The 20,470-nt window shown below is 42.8% G+C and carries 20 protein-coding genes, 2 tRNA genes and 2 pseudogenes; 9 read left to right on the plus strand and 15 right to left on the minus strand.

The window, feature by feature from the left end; all coding sequences use genetic code 11:
* Window positions 1–320 precede the first annotated feature (320 nt).
* Entirely contained in the window at window positions 321–1,514 is a 1,194-nt protein-coding gene (locus F6K46_RS08405; protein ID WP_293054855.1) for a transposase, read from the minus strand.
* 82 nt (window positions 1,515–1,596) lie between these two features.
* On the opposite strand from F6K46_RS08405, the gene F6K46_RS08410 reads away from it, so the two are divergent.
* Complete coding sequence (locus tag F6K46_RS08410; RefSeq protein WP_293054857.1) at window positions 1,597–1,725, plus strand: ribbon-helix-helix protein, CopG family; 129 nt, start codon at window positions 1,597–1,599, stop codon at window positions 1,723–1,725.
* Window positions 1,726–1,910: 185 nt separating this feature from the next.
* Here the strand turns inward: F6K46_RS08410 and F6K46_RS08415 are convergent, their stop codons facing one another.
* Together F6K46_RS08415 and F6K46_RS08420 are read right to left on the minus strand one after the other, a co-directional pair.
* Window positions 1,911–2,384 (minus strand): L,D-transpeptidase, encoded by a 474-nt coding sequence (locus tag F6K46_RS08415; protein ID WP_229415479.1) that lies wholly within the window; start codon window positions 2,382–2,384, stop codon window positions 1,911–1,913.
* 97 nt (window positions 2,385–2,481) lie between these two features.
* A complete protein-coding gene (locus tag F6K46_RS08420; RefSeq protein ID WP_293054861.1) occupies window positions 2,482–3,129 on the minus strand; it encodes a bifunctional 4-hydroxy-2-oxoglutarate aldolase/2-dehydro-3-deoxy-phosphogluconate aldolase in 648 nt (215 codons plus the stop codon).
* A 90-nt stretch (window positions 3,130–3,219) separates the two neighbouring features.
* On the opposite strand from F6K46_RS08420, the pseudogene F6K46_RS08425 reads away from it, so the two are divergent.
* The 3 genes and pseudogenes from F6K46_RS08425 to F6K46_RS08435 form a co-directional block, all read left to right on the plus strand.
* Window positions 3,220–3,324 (plus strand): annotated as a pseudogene (locus tag F6K46_RS08425) (IS1 family transposase); the annotation flags it as partial.
* Window positions 3,325–3,563: 239 nt separating this feature from the next.
* Entirely contained in the window at window positions 3,564–3,893 is a 330-nt protein-coding gene (locus tag F6K46_RS08430) for a DUF433 domain-containing protein (protein WP_070395498.1), read from the plus strand.
* 8 nt (window positions 3,894–3,901) lie between these two features.
* A complete protein-coding gene (locus F6K46_RS08435; protein WP_070395499.1) occupies window positions 3,902–4,252 on the plus strand; it encodes a DUF5615 family PIN-like protein in 351 nt (116 codons plus the stop codon).
* 53 nt (window positions 4,253–4,305) lie between these two features.
* On the opposite strand, the gene F6K46_RS08440 is transcribed toward F6K46_RS08435, so the two are convergent.
* From F6K46_RS08440 to F6K46_RS08450, 3 genes are all read right to left on the minus strand, one after another.
* Window positions 4,306–4,377, minus strand: a tRNA-Thr gene (locus tag F6K46_RS08440).
* Window positions 4,378–4,577: 200 nt separating this feature from the next.
* Window positions 4,578–4,662: transfer RNA gene (locus F6K46_RS08445), tRNA-Tyr, on the minus strand.
* Window positions 4,663–4,733: 71 nt separating this feature from the next.
* A complete protein-coding gene (locus F6K46_RS08450) occupies window positions 4,734–4,874 on the minus strand; it encodes a hypothetical protein (protein ID WP_293019812.1) in 141 nt (46 codons plus the stop codon).
* A 198-nt stretch (window positions 4,875–5,072) separates the two neighbouring features.
* Here F6K46_RS08450 and F6K46_RS08455 point away from each other — a divergent pair, with 198 nt between their 5' ends.
* On the plus strand, window positions 5,073–6,059 hold the full coding sequence (locus F6K46_RS08455) for an SGNH/GDSL hydrolase family protein (RefSeq protein ID WP_293054864.1): 987 nt from the start codon (window positions 5,073–5,075) through the stop codon (window positions 6,057–6,059).
* 264 nt (window positions 6,060–6,323) lie between these two features.
* Here F6K46_RS08455 and F6K46_RS08460 read toward each other — a convergent pair whose 3' ends face one another.
* Window positions 6,324–7,409, minus strand: coding sequence for a Gfo/Idh/MocA family oxidoreductase (locus F6K46_RS08460; RefSeq protein ID WP_293054865.1), 1,086 nt, complete (start codon window positions 7,407–7,409; stop codon window positions 6,324–6,326).
* A gap of 318 nt (window positions 7,410–7,727) precedes the next feature.
* Between F6K46_RS08460 and queC the strand changes: the two genes are divergently transcribed.
* Window positions 7,728–8,414 (plus strand): 7-cyano-7-deazaguanine synthase QueC, encoded by a 687-nt coding sequence (gene queC / locus F6K46_RS08465; RefSeq protein ID WP_293036886.1) that lies wholly within the window; start codon window positions 7,728–7,730, stop codon window positions 8,412–8,414.
* Between the two features lie 82 nt (window positions 8,415–8,496).
* Here queC and F6K46_RS08470 read toward each other — a convergent pair whose 3' ends face one another.
* Window positions 8,497–9,324 carry an FkbM family methyltransferase gene (locus F6K46_RS08470; protein ID WP_293054867.1) on the minus strand — a complete coding sequence of 276 codons (828 nt, stop codon included), beginning with the start codon at window positions 9,322–9,324 and terminating at the stop codon, window positions 8,497–8,499.
* A 1,723-nt stretch (window positions 9,325–11,047) separates the two neighbouring features.
* On the opposite strand from F6K46_RS08470, the gene F6K46_RS08475 reads away from it, so the two are divergent.
* Window positions 11,048–12,373, plus strand: coding sequence for an MFS transporter (locus F6K46_RS08475; protein ID WP_293054869.1), 1,326 nt, complete (start codon window positions 11,048–11,050; stop codon window positions 12,371–12,373).
* Between the two features lie 254 nt (window positions 12,374–12,627).
* A complete protein-coding gene (locus F6K46_RS08480; protein ID WP_293054871.1) occupies window positions 12,628–13,860 on the plus strand; it encodes a glycosyltransferase in 1,233 nt (410 codons plus the stop codon).
* Window positions 13,861–14,032: 172 nt separating this feature from the next.
* On the opposite strand, the gene F6K46_RS08485 is transcribed toward F6K46_RS08480, so the two are convergent.
* Entirely contained in the window at window positions 14,033–14,284 is a 252-nt protein-coding gene (locus tag F6K46_RS08485; RefSeq protein ID WP_075904034.1) for a DUF6761 family protein, read from the minus strand.
* Between the two features lie 376 nt (window positions 14,285–14,660).
* Here F6K46_RS08485 and F6K46_RS08490 point away from each other — a divergent pair, with 376 nt between their 5' ends.
* Window positions 14,661–15,383, plus strand: coding sequence for a response regulator transcription factor (locus tag F6K46_RS08490; protein ID WP_293022331.1), 723 nt, complete (start codon window positions 14,661–14,663; stop codon window positions 15,381–15,383).
* Between the two features lie 40 nt (window positions 15,384–15,423).
* On the opposite strand, the gene F6K46_RS08495 is transcribed toward F6K46_RS08490, so the two are convergent.
* The 6 genes and pseudogenes from F6K46_RS08495 to F6K46_RS08520 all read right to left on the minus strand — a co-directional run bounded on the left by F6K46_RS08495 (window position 15,424) and on the right by F6K46_RS08520 (window position 20,280).
* Window positions 15,424–16,524 (minus strand): heparan-alpha-glucosaminide N-acetyltransferase domain-containing protein, encoded by a 1,101-nt coding sequence (locus tag F6K46_RS08495; RefSeq protein WP_293054880.1) that lies wholly within the window; start codon window positions 16,522–16,524, stop codon window positions 15,424–15,426.
* Window positions 16,525–16,629: 105 nt separating this feature from the next.
* Window positions 16,630–17,388: an ATP-binding cassette domain-containing protein gene (locus tag F6K46_RS08500; protein WP_293054873.1), complete on the minus strand. Its 759-nt coding sequence runs from the start codon at window positions 17,386–17,388 to the stop codon at window positions 16,630–16,632.
* 271 nt (window positions 17,389–17,659) lie between these two features.
* Window positions 17,660–18,256: a hypothetical protein gene (locus tag F6K46_RS08505; protein ID WP_293054875.1), complete on the minus strand. Its 597-nt coding sequence runs from the start codon at window positions 18,254–18,256 to the stop codon at window positions 17,660–17,662.
* 239 nt (window positions 18,257–18,495) lie between these two features.
* The gene (locus F6K46_RS08510) at window positions 18,496–19,335 is read right to left on the minus strand and encodes a DUF4351 domain-containing protein (RefSeq protein ID WP_075904042.1); all 840 of its coding nucleotides are present in this window, start codon (window positions 19,333–19,335) and stop codon (window positions 18,496–18,498) included.
* Between the two features lie 65 nt (window positions 19,336–19,400).
* A pseudogene (locus tag F6K46_RS08515) lies at window positions 19,401–19,532 on the minus strand (IS1 family transposase); the annotation flags it as partial.
* Window positions 19,533–19,725: 193 nt separating this feature from the next.
* The gene (locus tag F6K46_RS08520) at window positions 19,726–20,280 is read right to left on the minus strand and encodes a transposase (RefSeq protein WP_293054877.1); all 555 of its coding nucleotides are present in this window, start codon (window positions 20,278–20,280) and stop codon (window positions 19,726–19,728) included.
* Window positions 20,281–20,470 lie beyond the last annotated feature (190 nt).

Raw genomic sequence — 20,470 nt, forward strand, 5'->3', positions numbered from 1 at the left:
GAAGGTTGAAGGTTGAGGGTTTATAGCAATTCTCTATGCCATGAGGTACAAAGGGATCCCCCTAAATCCCCCTTATCAAGCTATCCATTAGGCAAAAGTAGTCGAAACAGTGATAGAGACTAGGACGTAGAAGCAAGTTGTGAACCTTCAAACAAATGGTAAAAGGTAGAAAGCCCTCGCCAGAGAGTTTTCAAGCCAGGTTCGCCCACTCGGATTTCACGAGGGTTGGTATTTCACCAACATGGTTTTCAAGTTATCAAGGTTTGACCCTTGCGGCTAGTCCCCCAAATCCTTTATGGATAAGGTTTATAGCCAACGAATCACACAGCTTTACTACCGACGGGATGCCCCACCGCCAACTTCAATATATTTTTAGCCGCATTCACATCTCGATCTTCGGCATAACCACAATGAGGGCAAGAATGGATGCGGTCTTTTAGCTTCTTTGGTACTTTTACTCCGCAGTTGGAACAGTTTTGACTGGTGTTCCGAGGATTCACTGCAACTGTTTGCAAACCAGCATTTAAGGCCGTAGGCCACGCTACGCGAACGGCTTTGTTTGACAGTATTGACAGGAATTGCCCCCAGCCAGCATCAAAAATAGATTTAGCCATTTTAGTCCTGGCCAAACCTTTAATATTTAACTTTTCGTGAGCAACTAAATCGTGGTTGTTTAGTAGAATTTTAGCAGTTTTAAAATGAAAATCTTTTCTGGTGTCAGCTACCTTTTTGTGAGCCTTTCCAAGTTTACTGACAGCCTTCCTTCTGTTGTTACTGCCCTTTTTAGATCTACTGACAGCTTTTTGGATTTTCTTTAATCGTTTCTGAGCCTTTCTGTAGTACTGGGGAATTGGGACTTCTGAACCATCAGACTTGATCAGGAAAGATTTGAGACCCATATCTATGCCGACGGGATTGACGGCACTGTCTACTGGGATAATATCTGGGACACTATCATCTTGGATTGACAACGTAACGTAATAGCCGTCAGCCTTTCGGGTTATAGTAGCTGTCTTTATCTTAAACCCTTCTGGAATAGGTCGGTGATAAATCATTTTGACTTTACCAAATTTTGGAAGAGTCAATACATTGCCACTTATAGGATTTTTCCCAAGAGAGGGGAATGTAAAAGATTTGTATCTGTTTTTTCCTTTAAACCGAGGTCTTCCGCTTTTCTTTCCATTACTATCGCCTTTCAGAAACCGTTTAAAAGCTAGATCGACCCTTTTTACACAGTCTTGGAGAACTTGAGATTGAACTACACTGTACCAAGGTCTGTCCTTTTTTAGCTGAGGAAGGGTTTTCTTTTGGGAAAAATAGTCAGGATTATTTCTTAGGTCTGGTAAATGACAAACCAAAGGACAGGAGTTGATGGAGCAGCGATTTTGCTCATACCACTTGAATCTATCAGCAAGCAAATAATTGTATTGACAACGAAGCATGTCAAGCCATGTCTCTATTTCAGACTCTTGGGTTTTGGTTAGCCTTAATCGGTATTGATACGCTGCTCTCATTCTTGTCACCTACTGTTTTTCGACCTACTATTAGTATAGTATACAGCTAGTCAAATGGCAAGTCAGAATGAAAACTATAAAAATGACGATACGGTTAACCGAATACGAAAAGAGAAAACTAGAGCAAGAAGCAGATAAGAGAGGAATGAACCAGTCAGAGGTTCTTAGGAGTTTGATAGCTCGTTTCCCTGATCCCAAAGACTCTGTGTAAAATTCATCCCTGGAGACGAAACCTTAGAATAGTGGAGCCTTTATGGTTGCTCGGCTATGCGTAAAAGGGTTAAAACTTTTTGATTAAGGCTCCACTATTCTTACGGTAACTTTAAGCACTCATCCTTGCGGATTTAGGTGTGGGGCTTCTTTTACCGGACAGCTAATAATTCAACAGACTTGATATCATTCATCATTGGCAAATTCCTCAACGCCCTGATGAATCACCACTGGTGTTCCCACAGAGGCCCAATCAAATAACCACTCAGCATGATCCACAGCTACATTCACACAGCCATGACTTACTGGCGTACCAAACTTACGATGCCAGTATGCCCCATGGATAGCATAGCCTCGGTGGTAATACATCGCATAAGGTACATTGGCCAGATCGTAATCTGCACCACGCATTCTGTCCTTGCGACGCTTGGATTGAATCGTGAATGTACCAGGATGGGTAGGTGTTGAATCTTTACCAGTGGAGACAATTATTGCATAAACCGGTTGTCTACCTTCCCAAGCAATCAGCCTTTGATTGGTTAGGTCTATCTCAATCCAGCGTTCTTCTGAATCTTGTAGTTCCATCACTCTGGTAGCGATTTGCTCACTCACAGGATTGGTCAACGCTGGTGTTGTCCAGACAGCCAAGGCGATTAGCATCAGTGGGAAACTGGCAAACAAGGTTCTTAAGGGACTTAGCCAGTGGAAAAACATATAACCTTAGCAGTCAATCAAACAAATCACCAACATCATAGCCTCAACTCAGAGAATGAGGGGCTAATCGTTGCTTTAGCTGTTTTGCTCGTTTTGCGATCGCATTCCAATTCCCTCCATCAATCAGGGATTTAGGAAACAAATTCCCAGAAAGACCCACAGCGATCGCTCCGATATTAATCAATTCCTGAGCATTGTCTATCGTAACACCACCAGTAGGAATTAACGGGATGTGACCCAGTGGTCCAAGTAAGGCTTTGATGTAACTAGCACCACCGACCGCCTGAATCGGAAACACCTTAACACAGCTAGCACCAGCATCCCAAGCTGTCACAATTTCTGTGGGGGAAAGTGCTCCGGGAACCACTGGCACGTTAGCAGCTACCGCTGCTTTAATAACTGCTGTATCTACATGGGGACTAAAGATAAACTGCGCTCCAACATCAATTGCCTGATGTAACTGAGATTGGTTTAAGATCGTGCCAGTACCAATGATACAGTTGGGTAATTCTCTATGGAGCTGACTAATCAGCTCAGGAGCATCAGCGCTATTCCAGGTAATTTCAATTAACCGTATACCCCCAGTGGCTACTGTCTTAGCCATCTGATCTCCTAAGGATTTCGAGGATGCTCGAATCACAGCAATTACTCGCTGCTGTCGTAATAGGTTTAACCAGTTGTCAGTCCTCAATTCTAGTTACCATTAGTTAACCTCAACACCCTTGTGCGTTCCCGTAGCGTGACCTACGGTCAAATCGCATCTGGATAACTAGCAACTTGGGTTAATCAAATTTATATGACTTTCATAGAAAATGAAGATACAAGATTGAGACACTATTTAGCAAGACTACATCCACGCACTCTGTGCTACTCTATATTTGAACAAGCGATGCAGCAAGGTCTTGGGAGTCTCTCCCCACTCGCGCTTTGCATCAATAAAATCTTCGATTTATCAATTAGGCTTCTTATTTATTATTTAAATTATCATAAAATTCCCCTTTATAGTTAAATCATTTCGATATTCAGCAACGCCCAATTTTGAGACAGTGTTTTTAAGTTCACTGAGCAATTGCGCTAGTCAGGTAAGTTACGATGGTTTTATACTGGATTTAGGAAAGTTAATCTATGAGCCTCGTTTTGGAACGTGAGACACCGCCTCTGCGAGAAGATGAAACCGGAGCGATTCGAGTTGGAAATTCAAGGGTTTTGCTAGAGACTGTTATTCGAGCGTTTCAAGATGGTGCATCCCCTGAGTCTATTGTGCATCGATACTCGACTCTATCTTTGTCCGATGTTTACAATACAATTGGCTACTACCTTCGACACCAAGATGCGGTAGAAACATACTTAAATCAGAGAGAGCAGTTAGCTGAATCAGTGCAGCAACGTTTGTCTAGTATCCAACCTGATCTCAGCTTAATTCGTACCCGTTTGCTATCTCAGCAGAATCAGTAGAAACGGTTATGCTGAGTTTGCTGAGCGATGAGAATTTCAACGGTGACATTGTTCGAGGGCTGTTTTTGCGTCAACCCAATCTTGACCTACTACGGGTTCAAGATGTTGGCTTGCGAGAAGTAGATGATCCAGCGATTCTAGCTTGGGCAGCAATTAACGGACGTATCCTTCTAACTCATGATCGTGCAACGATGCCAGATTTTGCCTACAACCGCCTAGTTTCAGGAGAGTCGATGGCGGGCATCTTTGTCGTCAATGATCGAATGCCAATTCGACAGGCAATTGATGAATTACTACTACTGATCGATTGTAGTGAGCAAGCAGAATGGAAGGGAATTGTGCTGTATTTGCCTTTGTGACCAATAATTAGTCACTGTACAATTTGCTAACTATTCGGAAATTTATGCTTAAAAGCCCGTGACGAGGATTGAACTCGTGACCTCACCCTTACCAAGGGTGTGCTCTACCACTGAGCCACACGGGCTAGATTTAAATTATTAGATTTAGATTATTGGTTTGATTTAGCCTATTCTACTTTGGCCAAATTTACTCTGCCAAGGTATCAATTAATCAGCTTTTGATTTACCGACCCTAAACCAGTCATGGTAATTAGTTAACGGTTAAAATCAGCAAATTTCATGCTGACTTATCAAAAGTATATTTAGGTTATATCCCAAACCATTGTGGTGGGCCGGGCTGGATTTGAACCAGCGTAGGCATAGCCAACGGATTTACAGTCCGCCCCCATTAACCACTCGGGCACCGACCCTTTTAGCTCACATTTATAAATGTTAGCACAGCTTTTAGGAATTGTCAATTTTTTAAGGAAATCGACGGAGATTAGCCAATGCTGTAAGCGTTGTGCAATGCCCACCAGATCAGAACGCTGATACTGCCCAAAACCAGAATTGCTGAAATAACAACGGCTGTGGGGCTATCAGCTCCTTTAAACTTCATGATGCCACGATTGAGGTCTGACATAGTTTGTCGCTCCTGTTTGAGTTATCAGGGATCTAACCAACAAGTCGATTATAGCCAGGGCTAGATCAGGGGGAAATTTACCGATTAACCTTGGTATACTCAGCTTTGAGCGGTTATACTCGGCTTTTAAAGTGATATCACTACTGAAAACCTAGACAAAACTATAGGAAAAATTTATAAATTATATAGGATTTTCTTGTGAAAGTATTGCTATTAACCTTGGCAGTGCTAGTCAGTTCCTTGGTAGCGCTAGAGGTCGGTTTACGATGGCTGCTCGGCTTCGGTAATCCCCTGATTTATGTGGCAGATGAGGAAATTGGCTACTTGCTAGCCCCTAACCAAAGCACCAGACGGTTTGGCAACCGCATTGTCATTAATGAATATTCCATGCGCAGTCCCAGCACCACTCCTAGGTTACCGCGATCCATGCTGCGGGTGTTCCTACTGGGGGATTCTGTTGCGAATGGAGCTTGGTGGACAGACCAAGACCAAACCATATCAGCACTGCTCCAATCTCAATTAGAACTATGGCTGACCAAAGACGTCTTACCAAGACTAACCAAGGAGAAACCATTTGAAACAGTCGAAGTCCTTAATGCTTCTGCTAATTCTTGGGGACCACGAAATGAGTTAGCCTATCTACGACGCTTTGGCACCTTCAACGCCCATGTAGTGGTATTACTGATTAATACCGATGACTTGTTTGCTACAGCACCGACTTCTGTACAAGTCGGACGCGATCGCAATTATCCCAGCCAAAAACCCCTCCTAGCCATAGCCGAGATCTGGAGTCGCTATCTCCTCAGAGCACCAGCTATTCCTGAAATGGAAGCAGTCAGAGCCGAACCAGGAGACCGGGTTGGCTTTAATCTCAAGGCCATTGGGGAAATTAAGACCCTAACTGATGCTGCTGGAGCCAAGTTGGTGTTAGGGATGACCCCCCTACTCCGGGAAATTGGTACCAAAGGACCTCGTGACTATGAGTTAAAAGCCCGTAAACGCTTGAGTGACTTTACTCAAGAGCACAACATTACTTATCTAGATTTTTTACCAGTGTTCAATAAAACCGAAAAACCAGAAATACTTTACCGTGACCACATTCACCTTAGCCCCCAAGGAAATCAGAAAGTCAGTGAATTTATATCAACTCAGGTAGCTTCGTCACTGATAAGACAAGTCAGGTAAATGGGAAAAGGGACAGGGGAAAGGGTTAATCGCAAATCCGGATTAAAGACCCCCTGTTGAAGTCAGTCTGTCCAGGCAAACTTTGTACTCTTCGAGAAGGCTTCACCTACCTATAGCCGCGACTTCTAGTTGTCAGGGTTAGAAGGGATTTATCAAAGCGGATTTGGCTGATTTGTTCTTTACCCCCTTCGGCTCTCCCTAATTTCGGTCAGTTACAAGTGCAACTGACCCCTAGATCATCAACAACAAATCAAGAATAAGTTATTAACACGGAACTGTCATGACGGAAGTATGGAGTTTATTATTCCCATTGTCTACGTTGTGCCAAACTTGACCATCAAGAGCCATCTGCTCAATCAAACTTGCCAAGCGCAGTGCTTTTAGGGCTTGTTCACCCCCGACAGAAGGTTGATTACCACCCCGTACACAATTGACAAAGTGTTCTAACTCAGCATGGAGTGGTTCAATGTTACTGGTATAAACCTTCTCAATCAAACCATCCTGTCGGTAAAGCACTTGACCATAGTCGGTCATATAATTGGCAGTGGTTTGCCGATGAATTAGAATCTCATTATTGAGGAAATCAGCTTCCGTCAGAGAATTTTTGCAATGGGCAGCGATGCGACGGATTTTTCGGTGTGTCACTTTACTGGCCGTGACAGTACCAACAATACCATTGGCAAACCCCAAGGTAGCAGTGACGTAATCTAAATACCCGGAATCAGAAGCACGGCTGCCACTAGCGGTTAACCTTGTCACAGGTGAGGCTACCAATTCTAGTAATAGATCTATATCATGAATCATGAGATCCAAAACCACCGAGACATCATTGGCTCGGTCAGAGTAAGGACTCATGCGATGAGCTTCCACAGCCAGCAATTGTTCTGTCTTCAGAACTTTGCTCAGTTCCTGGAAAGCTGGGTTAAAACGTTCAATATGTCCAACTTGAAGAATACATTGGGACTCTGCTGCAGCATTCACTAAGGATTCTGCCTCAGCAATACTAGCGGCAATCGGTTTTTCAATTAAAATATGGACTCCAGCTTGTAGACAAGTCATCCCGACGTCATGATGTAGACGGGTCGGCACTGCAATGCAAACCGCCTCTACATAGGGAAGAAGATCGTGATAATCTTCAAAAAAGCGAACACGGTACTTACTGGCAATATTTAAACCACGCTCGACGTTAATGTCTGCCACACCCACAATTTCAACGTCTTTGAGAAGACTCAAAACTCGGGCATGATGTTGTCCCATATTGCCAACGCCAATCACACCGATTTTGATTGGCTGCGGTAAGTTGCGCTGGACTTGATGATCTCGATGTCTTTGATAAGTACGATTCTGCACTCTTTTTTGCTCCTCCACCACTGGTAATAAGTCGATTTACTTAATCTAAGTCGCCTTAAACCATCCAGATAGTACCACAGCAACTATAAATGTGAAGAATTTCAAAGCTTTGTCCATCCTATTCAGCCTAAAAGAACCTTTAAAACATGTGTTCTATACTTATTGTGGTTTGACGAAATATGGAACACTAACCCTATGTGTCAGTTTGTGGGTTGTCTGTTGACAGAGCAATGAAATTATTAATTGGTAGTTGTAGTAACAGTGCAAAACGTTTGATTAGGCATTATCCTGATGAGACTTGTGATATCTGGTTGGATCATGTCTAAGAAAGTAATTGTGTTGTTATCTGGAGGTTTAGACTCTGCTACAGTTTTGTATCAATCAGTAGGAGACGGTTATGAGTGTTATGCCCTTTCCTTTGATTATCAGCAGCGACATCGACGAGAACTCAAATCAGCGTACGCAATTGCTAGTGCAGCAGGTGTTAAGGAACATCAGGTAGTCAGGTTTGACTTACGGCAGTGGGGAGGTTCAGCGTTAACCGATGATAACCTTGACCTACCCAAGGAGCGTAGTCTAGAGCAGATGTCTCAAGAAATCCCCATTACCTACGTTCCAGCCCGTAACACGATTTTTCTGAGCTTTGGCTTATCCTATGCAGAAGCAATTGGTGCTGAGGCAGTCTATGTCGGTGTCAATGCCTTAGATTATTCTGGCTATCCAGATTGTCGTCCGGATTATATCCAAGCAATGCAGACAGCTTTTGATTTGGGCACAAAACAAGGTAGGGAGGGCAATGGAATTAAAATTGTCACTCCTCTGATTGACCTGAAAAAAACCGAAATTATCCAATTAGGCAATCAGCTGGGTGTTCCTTGGGAAAAAACCTGGTCATGCTACACAGGTAACGATTTAGCTTGTGGTGTTTGTGATGCTTGTCGGTTGCGATTGGCTGCCTTTGCTGAGTTGGGATTGGACGATCCACTTACTTATCAGGAAGGCTGAGTGCCTCAGTGTGAAGGGTGCTGAGTAAGCTGAGTAATCAGTGTGTTGGTAGAACAACAGGGATTTTCATTCCTGTTGGATACTAAGAGAATTGATTTAGCTGATAGTTACGGCTGGCGTAGATACGGTAAACCCCTGTATCTGCCAGCAATACTTCTTGATCAATCACTAACTGGTAGCCTTTCCGTTGGAGTAAGTTTGTGATTTGCTTTAGGTTTATCCCTGCTGTAATCTGATCAACCTCGATCACAATTTGCTGAATTTTTTCCCAATCCTTCTCCTTGATGCCAGCCAGGATATCTAACTGAGGTTGATCAGCATTAATTTTGAGTAAATCAATTTTTTCAATGTTCTGTTGATGAATAATACTAGATATAGTCTTTGAGTGCTTGGAAAGTCCAAAACTGAACACTTTGGCATTCGAGCCATAGAGTGATGCATTGATCTGCAACAGTTCAAAAACATCTGGTAAGGCTTCAAAGGAGAATAGTCTGGCATTTTTACAGATTTGCTGAGCAAACAGGGTGAACATACCGATGTTTGCCCCTATATCAAAAATACAATCGTCATCATGGATAGTGAGGCCATGTTTAATGTAGGTCTTTTCTTCAAATATTTCTTGTTCATTTTCATGAACAATTACTAAATTATCTTGTAATTGGTAATCGTTATGATTAGCTAAAAGTGCCTCGGCTTTAAGAATATCAAAATTGGTAGCTAACCCTAGGTTAGAGTGATTTGGTGATAATGGCTGATTGGCAGGAGACTTGATCCAGTCTTCAAAACTAGAGCAGATGACAGGACTCCCATTTTTTTTAGTAGATATTATACTAGACTTCTCAAATATTTTTTCAACATTTTGATTAGATTTTGATAAGTTTATTTTGGATGGAATATTTATATCTTCCATCCATAAGTTAAGAGATTGATTTAAGGGTTATGCTGTCAGGGTAGCTGTTAGTTTAATAGTTATTTCAGATAGTTGATTTGCGTTTAATACCATAGGTATTTTCGTTAACTATATTGATTAAAATGCACAGTAGTAATATCAATAATTATAAGTAGTTATCTCGACAGAAATATTACTGACTTACTTATAGTGTAGTAAAGCACCCTGATTTAAATTTAGTTAATTAAAGCCATTTTCAGCAATCTTAATTTAACTTTCATGAAAATTATAAAAATCAAGAATACTCTGGGGATATTATTTCCCCTGGATTTTAGTTTAATCCTCTTCCGAATCTAATCATTTCGACATGGATTTATAGGGCAGTGAACTTAAGAGTAAATAAACCTGCATCTATACAATATTGACTTATACATATTAGTAATTGGTTGCCATTTTGGCAAAATTTTCAGTGATGAGGAAGGAGAGGCCGTGAGCTAGCAGTGATTTTCGGGATACTCTGGGGGGTCAAACCTAGGTATATTTTATAACCGATAGCTTGAAATCAATTTAATAGGGTTACAGTTGACGCTTGACCCTTGAGTGTGAAGGATAAACGCTCAAAAAAAAACAAACTAGTGACCTCAAACAATCTAAAACGGAACTAGATAAGGAACTAGATAAGGAACTAGATATAGTTAAGCATCTTCAATATCTCAATATCTCAATTGATTTAAAACTACCGTTTAGGAGACTTGTTTTATTTGCCAATCAAGTATATAATAGTTAATGGGAATCAAATCAATTTTAATCCTAACTGTTAAAACTCTTCTGAATAACCAGGGTCACTGGTATTTTGTTGCCACTAAGCTTAACTAGTTGGTAATGATTCAGCAGTCAGCTCTCGCTTCTGAGCTTCTCAAGATAGGTATCCACAATAGCTCATCTCTTCCTGCTGAGATAGGTACTACGGAATTATTCTGATCAGCAGATTCGGCACCATGTCACCCACATAAGAAGTTGTCGGTCAAAAGCAATGCAACGCAGCCAAAGGGAAGCCAGCCCAGTCTTGGGGTACCTCCCATAGCGCGACTGCATCAAGACAATGTCACCACAATGTGACAGATCCCACACTGACTCTTTGAGTTCAGTGTGGGCTTCCCAGCCAATCCAGCTATTGCTTAGGAGGCGCTGGGCTTTAAGAACGGACTGCCCTGCCGCTCTGTTTTTTTGGTCTTTTGTTTAATAATGTTTGACCAACTTTCCAGCATTTTAGGCTTTGAAAGTCATTATTTTTAGTATAACACATCGATTGGTCTTTTGTGAAAGACTCTGTGCAAAATTCATCCCGGAGATGAAACCTTAGAAGAGTGGAGCCTTATTCCACGAGTTTTAACCCTTTTATGCATAGCCTGCCAACTATAAAGGCTCCACTCTTCTTGCGGTAACTTCTGACCACACTCATGCTGCGCATGTTCGTTGTGGGGCTTCTTTTGCCGGAAGCTAAGCAAAAATGTCACAAAGAGTACTCATCAAGGGTACCGTCAAACATAAAACTTGCCAGCATACTAGATATATCAGTAAGCCCACCCACAACAGTCTTTTTCCCCGAGCTAGACTGTTTTACCTCTCAAGGTGTAAGCTGAGCGGGAACTGGCAAGGGGTTCAGTCATTCATGTATAAAAGGTACAATAATCCCGCCGATGGCGGAGTATAACGACGAGTAAAGTAGAAAAAGACACAATAAATGCAGATTTTCTTTCTGATCTGGTTGGGACAACTAGTATCCCTTCTGGGGTCTAATCTTACCGAATTTGCTCTGGGTGTTTGGGCTTACCAGACCACTGGTTCAATCACCCAATTTGCCCTAATTTCTTTATTTATTCACCTACCAAATATTATAATCTCACCCATAGCTGGTACATTCGTAGACCGGTGGAATAGACGCTGGGCGATGATTCTCAGCGACTCCGTGGCAGGGGCTAGCACACTGGTGGTTATGGCTCTGGTGTTCTCGGGCAGGTTAGAGATCTGGCACATTTACCTAGTCGTAGCAATCAGTTCAACGTTTAAGGCTTTCCAGTTGCCAGCCTATACAGCAGCTACGACTCAGCTGATGCCTCAAGAACATCTTAGCCGTGCTAATGGCATGATGCAAGCCTCTAGGGCAACTGCCAAGATTCTTGGACCGACCTTGGCGGGTGTCCTGCTGGAGACCATCCACTTGCAGGGAATTCTATTAATAGACTTCATCACATTCATCTTTGCCCTAGCAACATTGCTAAGTATTCAGATTCCCCATCTCCAGTCTACCCATCACACTAATCAAAAGCAAGCCCACTTCTCTCAACTGCGCCAAGATCTAGTATCAGGCTGGCGTTACATTGCCAAACGCCAAGGACTACGAGGGTTGCTGATGTTCTTTGCCGTGGTCTACTTCAGTATGGGTATTCTTCAGGTGTTGTTCTGGCCACTGGTGTTAAGTTTTGCCTCCAGTGCTGAACTTGGGGTGATTTTATCTATTGGCGGTTGTGGGATGCTGATTGGTAGCTTGGTCATGACTACCTGGGGAGGACCCAAGCCCAGGATATACGGTATTTTTAGCTTTGTAATCCTGCAAGGCTTGTTCTTACTTTTAGGTGGGTGCCGCGCTTCTGTGAGCTTGGCTGCTCTTGGGGCTTTTGGTGTCTTATTTGCTCAACCCATTATCGTTAGTTGTAATCAGACTATCTGGCAGAACAAAGTCCCAGCTAATCTGCAAGGACGGGTCTTCGCCTTACAACTGGCCATCGAAAACTCCTTATTGATCCTTGCCCACATGCTAACCGGACCGTTAGTCGATCATGTTTTAGAACCGATGATGGCTACCGATGGATTGTTAGCAGGTAGTATTGGCCATATCATTGGAGTTGGTCCAGGGCGTGGCATGGGCTTGCTGTTACTGTTGATGGGAATTCTGAACATCCTGGCAAGCTTTATCGCTTATCGATATCCACCCATACGGCGAGTGGAAAAGGAACTGCCGGATGCGATTCACCCTAACCTAGGTTTAACTACCTCTAGTAGTGTTTGATAGCAAATCCGCTTCAAAAACCCTCTTTATGATTCCAACATTCTTTCTCCTGTTCTCAGTCACGCTTAGTCACGCTTAGTCACGCTCCTCATGCTTTTTGCTTAAAAAGGGGGTAATTAACCCGGATTTGGTATGAAACGTTATTAGATTTGCCTGATCTGTTCTGCTGAGGATTTATGCAAAAATTGATCCATCCTCAATACTTTGGCTCTACAGATTAAACACGCTCTGAGTGTAATAGATTCTACTAACCTATGAAAATTGCTATTATCACCTCTGGATTCTTGCCTGTCATTGATGGCGTAACAGTTAGTGGATTATCTAGGCTACAACGACTGAGTCAGTGGGGACACCAGGTGTTGTTATTTTGTCCTGACTACAGTGCGTTAGAAGATGTCTATCCCAATTGGCGAGATTATACTGGTCAAATCCTGCCTGGAGTGAGAATCATCAATTTACCGAGTACCTCATTCATGGACTTAGAGTTTGAGCGTCAGGTGCGTAGAAGTTCCTATTCAATCCTCCTCCAGGAGTTAAAAAAATTCCAGCCCGATATTATTCATGTTGATGAACCAGAAAGACTGTTTTTTGGCTTTTTTAGAGTGCCTGGGGTGGCTTTTGCTAAAAAGGCTGGTATTCCCTGTGTGAGTTTTTTTAGGACTAATTTTCTCGACTATGCCGAAGATTACTTTTCTCTACCGTCTGTGGTCGTCGCTGGAATTAAATTTATTTTTAAAACCATATTGCTTTCAGTGTATAATTCTTATGATGTCACCCTAGTGTCTAGTCGGATTACCCATAAAAAGATTATCGATCTAGGCATTAAAAACACCACTTATGCCAATTTACTTGGCTTTGATGCTAGTAAATTCTCTGCGGATTTACAGGAGGAACAGTTTTTTGAGAAGAACTATGACCTTAGAGGGGTTGACAGTAAAGTTAAGTTAGTTTTTCTAGGTAGGTTAACTCCAGATAAGGGGTGGGAATTTACCCTAAATGCCTTTTTACGAGTTGTACAAGAGGTCAACAGTGACCAAATCGCACTGATCATTGTTGGTGATGGTCCGATGCGGGATGAGATTGCTACCAGGTTAAGCAAGTTAACACCAAATAGTTACTTCCTCGGTAGAGTCCCACCGGAAAATGTTCCAGCTTTGTTGGTCAATAGTGATATTCATATCACAGCATCTGAGAAGGAGACTAGAGGGCTAACTATATTAGAAGCCTTCGCTGCTGGAATTCCTGTGCTCGCTCCTGAAGCAGGTGGGGTAGTGGAGAATATCCGAGACGGATGGAATGGCTTTTTGTTCACTCCTCAGAATCAGGAAGATTTCTCCGACAAGCTCAAAGTATTAATTGAGAACCCAGCGTTGCGACAGGAAATGGGTCGCAACGGTAGGGAGTGTGTTTCCCAATATGGTTGGGATCAGAGGGTTGAGAATTTAGTTGCTATTTGGGAAAAGCAGATTGCTAAGAAAACCCACTGATATCAAGTCCAGTTAATTACTCAAGAGAATAGCCTATCGCTTTTTGGGAATGGGTAATGGGTAATGGGTAATGGGTAATGGGTAATGGGTAATTGCCTATTACCAGCTAACGGATAGGATGAGTACTCCAATAGACTTGATATGATTGAGTGGGGTTCTGTGTGTTTAAGGTTTAAAAGTAGTCGGTTTCTGGCTGCGGCATTGGTACCATCTCAAAGTTGGATGGATCACGAAGATAACGAATGGCATCTTCTTCTAAGCGGTAGGTTATATAGGATTCAAGGGTATTTGTGTGTTTGAGGGCAGAAAGATAGCCATCGATATATAGCCGCAATTCATCGAAGCTATAACCTCGATTCCACAAATCGACTAGGGAGTCAGTAAGTTTTTGATAGCAGCGTATAGCTTGAGGATCTTGCAGCATAGTCTTAATAAATTTTGAGTATCAACAGTAGTGGTATTGGCTCACTCAGTAGAAACTCGGATACGCCAACTTAATTTCAGTTTAGCAAAAGTAGCAAGTCCTCGATACGTTTCTCAATTATTTGTTATGTTAGCTAGACTAAATTGCATCTTATATGCTATAATTAAAAATGGTCAGTTAAAATTAATGGTAAATTGAAATTTTACTATTGTCCTTATTGTCCCTCTGACCTGGTCGCGATCGTGCCACTAGGAAGTCGTATTTTAAGAACCCAAGCCAATATCGGTATCATCAGTAGCAGTTGTTACAGAATGTTGACGTGACCTTTGCTAGGATTAGATCCCAACGGCTAAGGCTAAGAGGACTTTAAAGTGCCGTGGGCTCAGTTAGAATTCAGATTATTGAAGGAAACCCTCATTTGCGATCGCTTCTAGGGTCGCACCTGAAGAAATCCGGCTATGGGGTGTATCAATCACAAAATCTTGATCAAGCCAAGGAAGACTTTCACCATCGCCAACCCACTCTGGTTATCCTAGACTCTGATTTACCAGACAGCGATGGGGTTGAATTTTGCTGCTGGCTTCAGCAACAGCGAAAATCTCTAATTTTAATGTTGTCTGCTCGTAATAGTGAAAGAGATATCGTCACTGGTCTTAAAGCTGGGGCAGATGATTACCTGACCAAGCCCTTTGGTATACAGGAATTTATGGCACGGGTAGAAGCCCTAATTCGTCGCCTCCGCATTACGGTGGCTCCCCTGTCTCTAGACTACGGTGATCTCAAAATTGATTTAGTCCAGCGTCGTGTCCGCTTTAAAGAAGAGTTTATTGACCTGACTCCCCAAGAATTTAGTTTGCTCTACGTACTTGCCCAAGCAGAGGGAATGGCTTTGAGTCGCTCTGAATTATTGCGCCGCGCTTGGCCCAATGCGATTGACAATCCGCGCACCATCGATACCCATGTCCTTGCCCTGCGCAAAAAAATAGAAACCGATCCTCGACAACCCAGCATTATTCAAACGGTTCGCAATGTTGGCTATCGGTTTAATCAAGGGATAAGTGAGAATAATCCAACACCTGGGACAGAATTGGCAATTTAAAAAATTTATTAGAGGTTCTGCGTCAATTAATCATCAACCCTTAAATCCTGATCAACCAGCGTCGCCGATACATCCCATAGAGAATCACCCACCACAACAGTACATTCACTATCGCAAAGATCAAAGAACCATTCATGGCTCCAGCCCACGACCGAAACAGATTTTCATAAATCCAAGTATAGGTACTCACAGCATTATCACCTGTCCCTACCTTAGTTCGATATAGGATACGAACTACTAAACCAGATGCGACAAACAGAAAAATTGCGTTTAACCCCATCACTTCTAAGGGCCATCCCCATCGGCGAAATCCCCGCACTTCAATTAACTCATAACAAGCCGCCAGTAACAGCATCGACCAACCAGCAGCAAAGACGACATAGGAACTTGTCCATAGCTGCTTGTTAATTGGGAACCAGAAATCCCAAACCCAGCCTAAACCAAGACAACCTAGACCAAATAGTACTAATCCCAAACTAGTACGGGACTGTATCGGTTGATGGCGTAGCCAATCCCCAACGAAATAGCCAGCCAAAACAGTTACTACCGCCGGTAAGGTGCTAAACAGTCCTTCTGGATCAAATTGAGCTTGTTTATATAAATGGTTTGTTCCCAATACCATACGGTCGATATAGGCAGCAAAATTCCCTTCCGGTGTCAGATTACCAGCACCATAATCAGGAACTGGTACTAAAGACATTGCTGCCCAGTACCCTAGCAAAACTATTCCGGTCAGTACCCACAAACCCCGTCGTCTTAGATTTAGCACTGCTACAGCACTAAGGAAATAGGCAAGACTAATGCGCTGCAAGACACCCATAATCCGAATAGTATCCCAATCGTAAGTCGGAAAACCATTTAGCAGTAAGCCTAGAGCAAATAGAATGGCACATCGCCTGCCAATACGCCAATATCCTTGGGATACGGATTGGTTGTTATTGGTGTACTTGACCAAGGAAAAAGCCATTGCTACACCAGCAATAAATAAAAAGGCAGGAAATACTAAGTCTGTGGGGGTAAAACCATGCCACTTAGCGTGAAGTAAGGGGGGATAGACATAAGACCAACTTCCTGGATTGTTGACTAGAATCATGCTAGCCATGGCAATACCTCGAAAGACATCAAGAGAGGTTAGACGCATGATAGGCAATAGGCAAAAGGCAAAAGGCAAAAGGCAATAGGCAATAGGCAATAGGCATGCTAGCAAAATTAAAATAACCGTCAAGGGTCAACTGTCAAGAAATGATTAAGCCCACTCTTGAGATGCTTTAGCTTCTGCTTGTACTAATCTCTCTCGCAACTGTTGCCAATTAATCTGCTCAGCGGTCGTGTCTTGGAGTAACTGAGTATCTTGTAAATACAAGACTCGATTACAAAATAACTCAGCCATATCTAGCTGATGATTGACCATCAAAATTGTGATCTGCTCCTTTTGCGCTAAATCGGTAAATACCCTGATCACCTGAGAGGCTATACCAGCATCTAAGGCTGAGGTAGGCTCATCGAGTAACACTATTCTTGGTTGGACAACTAGTGCTCGTGCGATCGCAACCAATTGCCGTTGTCCCAAAGACAGTTGTAACTCTGTACGCTCTAACCACTCCGCTGGAATGCGCAGTCTCTCTCGAATCCCTTGTGTCCGTTGTGCAATCGCTTTTTTTGGCAGCTGTTGCAATACCAACGGATAAGCTAGAGCCTCCTGAACGGTCATCCCTAACAGTTTTGGTTCTTGAGGTACCAGCATTACCTGTCGGCGCAATTCTAGGACAGAGATATTCCGGATGTTCTGATTATCTAGGTAAATATTTCCCTGGGTGGACTCACTTAGTCGGTTCAACAGGCGCAACAGAGAGGTTTTACCAGCACCGGATGGTCCAATCACGCTGATGCGATCGCATTGGCTGACCTCGAAAGAAATATCAGTTAATATAGGTATTCCAGCCGCTTTAGCCCTGGTTGAGAGGGTCAGGCTTACCTGTTTGAGCTGCAACAGGGTATTAGTCAATCGCTTCGCTCCCATTCAAAATTATCAATCTTTTGATGCCATAGCCAGTGGTTTTGGATCTTGATCAAGGTAACCAGTCAGCAGTCAGCAGTCAGCAGTCAGCAGTCAGCAGTCAGCCTAATGCTTAAAATAAACATCGAACAGGATAATTTAATAGTTCGATATTTTACAGAATTGAAAGTTTAGGGATTCGCCCATCTGAGCATTCACCCGTTGGCTGATAACTGATAGCTGAACGCGCACGCGTGCGCGTAGCGCATTAGCTGAATGCTTACATCAAACCTTGATTAATAGCTGTGGTTATTGTCCAGCCATCTACAAGTAATAGCAAGAGGGTGAATCCGAACAAAATTAGATACATCCAAGGCTGGGCTAGGGGACGAATATCGGTGGTATCTATCCCGGTATAGTTTTGTACTAATTTAACTAAGCGATTAAATCCCACTACTCGCATTGGCAGCAAGTAAGCTTGGTCAGAAGACTGGCTAATGAAATAGTAAACAAGCCCCCCTTGACCTGTGGTGCGCATTTTTAAGTCTTTCACCTCTTTCCAGTGTAATTGCCAACCTTTGCGAAAGAATCGGGGCACCCAATTGGGATAAGCCACCTGAATTTTTTCGTCATCTACAATCACCTGTTCGCTTAAAGCTCCATAGAGGGCTAAAAATCCCAAGCTAATTCCTACCCACAGGATTATTGGCGATACCGGAGTCGATGATACTTTAGCTAAAAACGGTAATGGTATCAACAGTGCCCAATAAAATGTTATTAGGGTAATCCGAATTATAGGAGATATCCTAAATACAGAAGGGCTATCCTGTTTAGTTTCAGGTTTAGTTTCAGATGCTGTTTGTTGATTTGGTGACATAATTGTTGAATAAGGGAATAGGGAATAGGGAATAGGGAGTAGGGAGTAGGGAAGATGGTAAAATTTCTGTTTACCTCAGGTGCGACCCGTGGCGAATTTAATTCTTAATGGATCAAGCGCACCTCATAGCTATGATAAATGTTATATCAACTTAAAATTTTATAGTCGATTGAGCGCATCAAAACTCATAGCCGAGAAAAAATTACCCCACGGTCGAGGTGGGGTGTGGCTCTATTTAATTAATTGGGCAACTGTTGACTAAACTCATCTAAAGAATTCACAGTTAATGCTATGGCGATTAACTCGTCTAATTGTTCGAGAGTTAAAGCTGGCATTTTCCGGGATATATCTAAAGTAATATCTCCAAATCGCAGGTTAAGGATGCGCTCTAAACTCCGGCGACGTTCTTGTTGAATTCCTTCTTGTAAAATTTCTTGATACCAGGGTGATTCTCGTAATACTGTCATATCCCACCTCATGATTTGTTGAATTAACGGTATCTTATGCACAAAGCTAGCAAAGAAAGCTAACAATGGTTCTAGTTGGTTCAAAGTTTGATCCGCTCGTAGTGCCTGCACTGCTGAGCGCAATTTCGATTCACTACCACCTCCTTTTAAGATTGGAACAAACGGTAGTAGCGATGGTAAAGGTTGTGTCAGTACCAAGTCAGCATCTACTTCCCACAGATTAATTACCCGATAATCTTGACGGGCATTCAGTCCCATGAATTCGCTTTCGTAGCAATTTTCAATGGTAACGGTGGCTGGGGGCGGCAAGATGTTAATTAATACTGGATAAGTGGATAGGTTATATTTCTCCTCAGCTAGGGCAACATAATTGCGCATGCGCTTAGGCATGGCCTGACTATAGCGCAGTTGTAATTCATTGAGAATCAGAAATTCTTGATGTTCAGGACTAGAGGCTTTGACAATTACGTCACTTTCCCGACTAATCCATTGAAATTCAGCATCGAGTAACTCCGATGCTCGCACTTGGGGATTACCCGTTACCCATTGCACCCAGGCATTGGGCGCGAGACTGATTAGACGTTTGCTACCAATATCTGCAGGTTTTGCCATAGACAATTACCGAATCAATACTAATTACTGAGTCACGCCCAGGGCGTTGCTGAATAAGAGAATGGTTAAGCAAAAACTGGGATTGTATGAAACTTTAAATAATAAATAAGAAGCCTGATTGATAACTCCAACATCTCTGATGATTTAGAGTAACACAGAGTTCGTCGATGTAGCCTAGCCAAATAGTGTCTCAATCGCAATTTCTCAATAACCGCTGGTTGACAAATTGGATCAGCAATTTATCAGGCAGGGCTACCCACCAGTCGATGCTCTATAGCCTTTTGTCGAATCAAATCTGGTAAGGGGGGGATTTTGTCATCCCCTCGCAAGCGGGACAGTAAATACGCCCAAAAACAAATCCCTAATTTGCGCGATTGTCTTTTTCATACCCTACATGGTATCTCTGGCTTGAAGTCCGGCCTCAGAGCGAGTGCCACCACTGATTTTTCGACGGGTCACAAATTCTCTGATGTCAGAAAAGGCGGCATTATTGTGCAAAGGGATATTGGGTTTGTCGAGCACCCGAAGCAATTGCTCCTTGTTTTGTCTAAATTGGTTCAATGCGTTGCTACTAGTGGGGTGGTGCAGATAACACCGACCAAAGATTTCATCAAACCGAGCAGATAGGTACTCTTGTTGGTCGGCACTCGGGTGATCTTGATAGGCAATTAAGCTGTTGGTAGTACTCCCATAGAAGGCTTTGGACTTCCTCAATGTTGTTTCGAAATTCAGCGGTACTCCCCTCAAAGCATGCGGATGATTCGTAAAGCCAGAACCCAACACAACCCATGAATGAGAATATTGAACTGTCTGGCTCCATCTGAGAGAATCAGCAATTAATGGTTTTTGCCACTCTCGATTAATCCACCCAGCAGAGCGGCTTCGGTGACCCTCTGTGCTACTAGGGAATGCACAATGCCAATAGAGTCTAAATAGTCCTGCCATTGCGATGGGCTATTCCCTAGTGGGACTAAGCGCGATAATTCAAGGCATAAATAGTGCTATGCTATATAGGGTAAGTTTTTTAGGTTGGTTACTTTTTCCCTCCAATCCCATGAAAGAAACTGTTTCCACAGCAATGCCCCCGTGCTTCGATAGATGGTGTCAGCGTTTTGACGATATCTTCCGAACTAAA

The sequence above is a fragment of the Moorena sp. SIO3E8 genome (assembly GCF_010692445.1).
Classification (GTDB): Bacteria; Cyanobacteriota; Cyanobacteriia; order Cyanobacteriales; family Coleofasciculaceae; genus Moorena; species Moorena bouillonii.

Excerpts from the sequence above, each read along its gene's own strand:
- F6K46_RS08405 (WP_293054855.1), bottom strand. The coding sequence starts at position 1,514 with ATGAGAGCAGCGTATCAATACCGATTAAGGCTAACCAAAACCCAAGAG.
- F6K46_RS08410 (WP_293054857.1), top strand. The coding sequence starts at position 1,597 with ATGACGATACGGTTAACCGAATACGAAAAGAGAAAACTAGAGCAAGAA.
- F6K46_RS08415 (WP_229415479.1), bottom strand. The coding sequence starts at position 2,384 with ATGCTAATCGCCTTGGCTGTCTGGACAACACCAGCGTTGACCAATCCT.
- F6K46_RS08430 (WP_070395498.1), top strand. The coding sequence starts at position 3,564 with ATGAGCCTCGTTTTGGAACGTGAGACACCGCCTCTGCGAGAAGATGAA.
- F6K46_RS08435 (WP_070395499.1), top strand. The coding sequence starts at position 3,902 with ATGCTGAGTTTGCTGAGCGATGAGAATTTCAACGGTGACATTGTTCGA.
- F6K46_RS08450 (WP_293019812.1), bottom strand. The coding sequence starts at position 4,874 with ATGTCAGACCTCAATCGTGGCATCATGAAGTTTAAAGGAGCTGATAGC.
- queC (WP_293036886.1), top strand. The coding sequence starts at position 7,728 with ATGTCTAAGAAAGTAATTGTGTTGTTATCTGGAGGTTTAGACTCTGCT.
- F6K46_RS08470 (WP_293054867.1), bottom strand. The coding sequence starts at position 9,324 with ATGGAAGATATAAATATTCCATCCAAAATAAACTTATCAAAATCTAAT.
- F6K46_RS08475 (WP_293054869.1), top strand. The coding sequence starts at position 11,048 with ATGCAGATTTTCTTTCTGATCTGGTTGGGACAACTAGTATCCCTTCTG.
- F6K46_RS08480 (WP_293054871.1), top strand. The coding sequence starts at position 12,628 with ATGAAAATTGCTATTATCACCTCTGGATTCTTGCCTGTCATTGATGGC.
- F6K46_RS08485 (WP_075904034.1), bottom strand. The coding sequence starts at position 14,284 with ATGCTGCAAGATCCTCAAGCTATACGCTGCTATCAAAAACTTACTGAC.
- F6K46_RS08495 (WP_293054880.1), bottom strand. The coding sequence starts at position 16,524 with ATGCGTCTAACCTCTCTTGATGTCTTTCGAGGTATTGCCATGGCTAGC.
- F6K46_RS08505 (WP_293054875.1), bottom strand. The coding sequence starts at position 18,256 with ATGTCACCAAATCAACAAACAGCATCTGAAACTAAACCTGAAACTAAA.
- F6K46_RS08510 (WP_075904042.1), bottom strand. The coding sequence starts at position 19,335 with ATGGCAAAACCTGCAGATATTGGTAGCAAACGTCTAATCAGTCTCGCG.
- F6K46_RS08520 (WP_293054877.1), bottom strand. The coding sequence starts at position 20,280 with ATGGCAGGACTATTTAGACTCTATTGGCATTGTGCATTCCCTAGTAGC.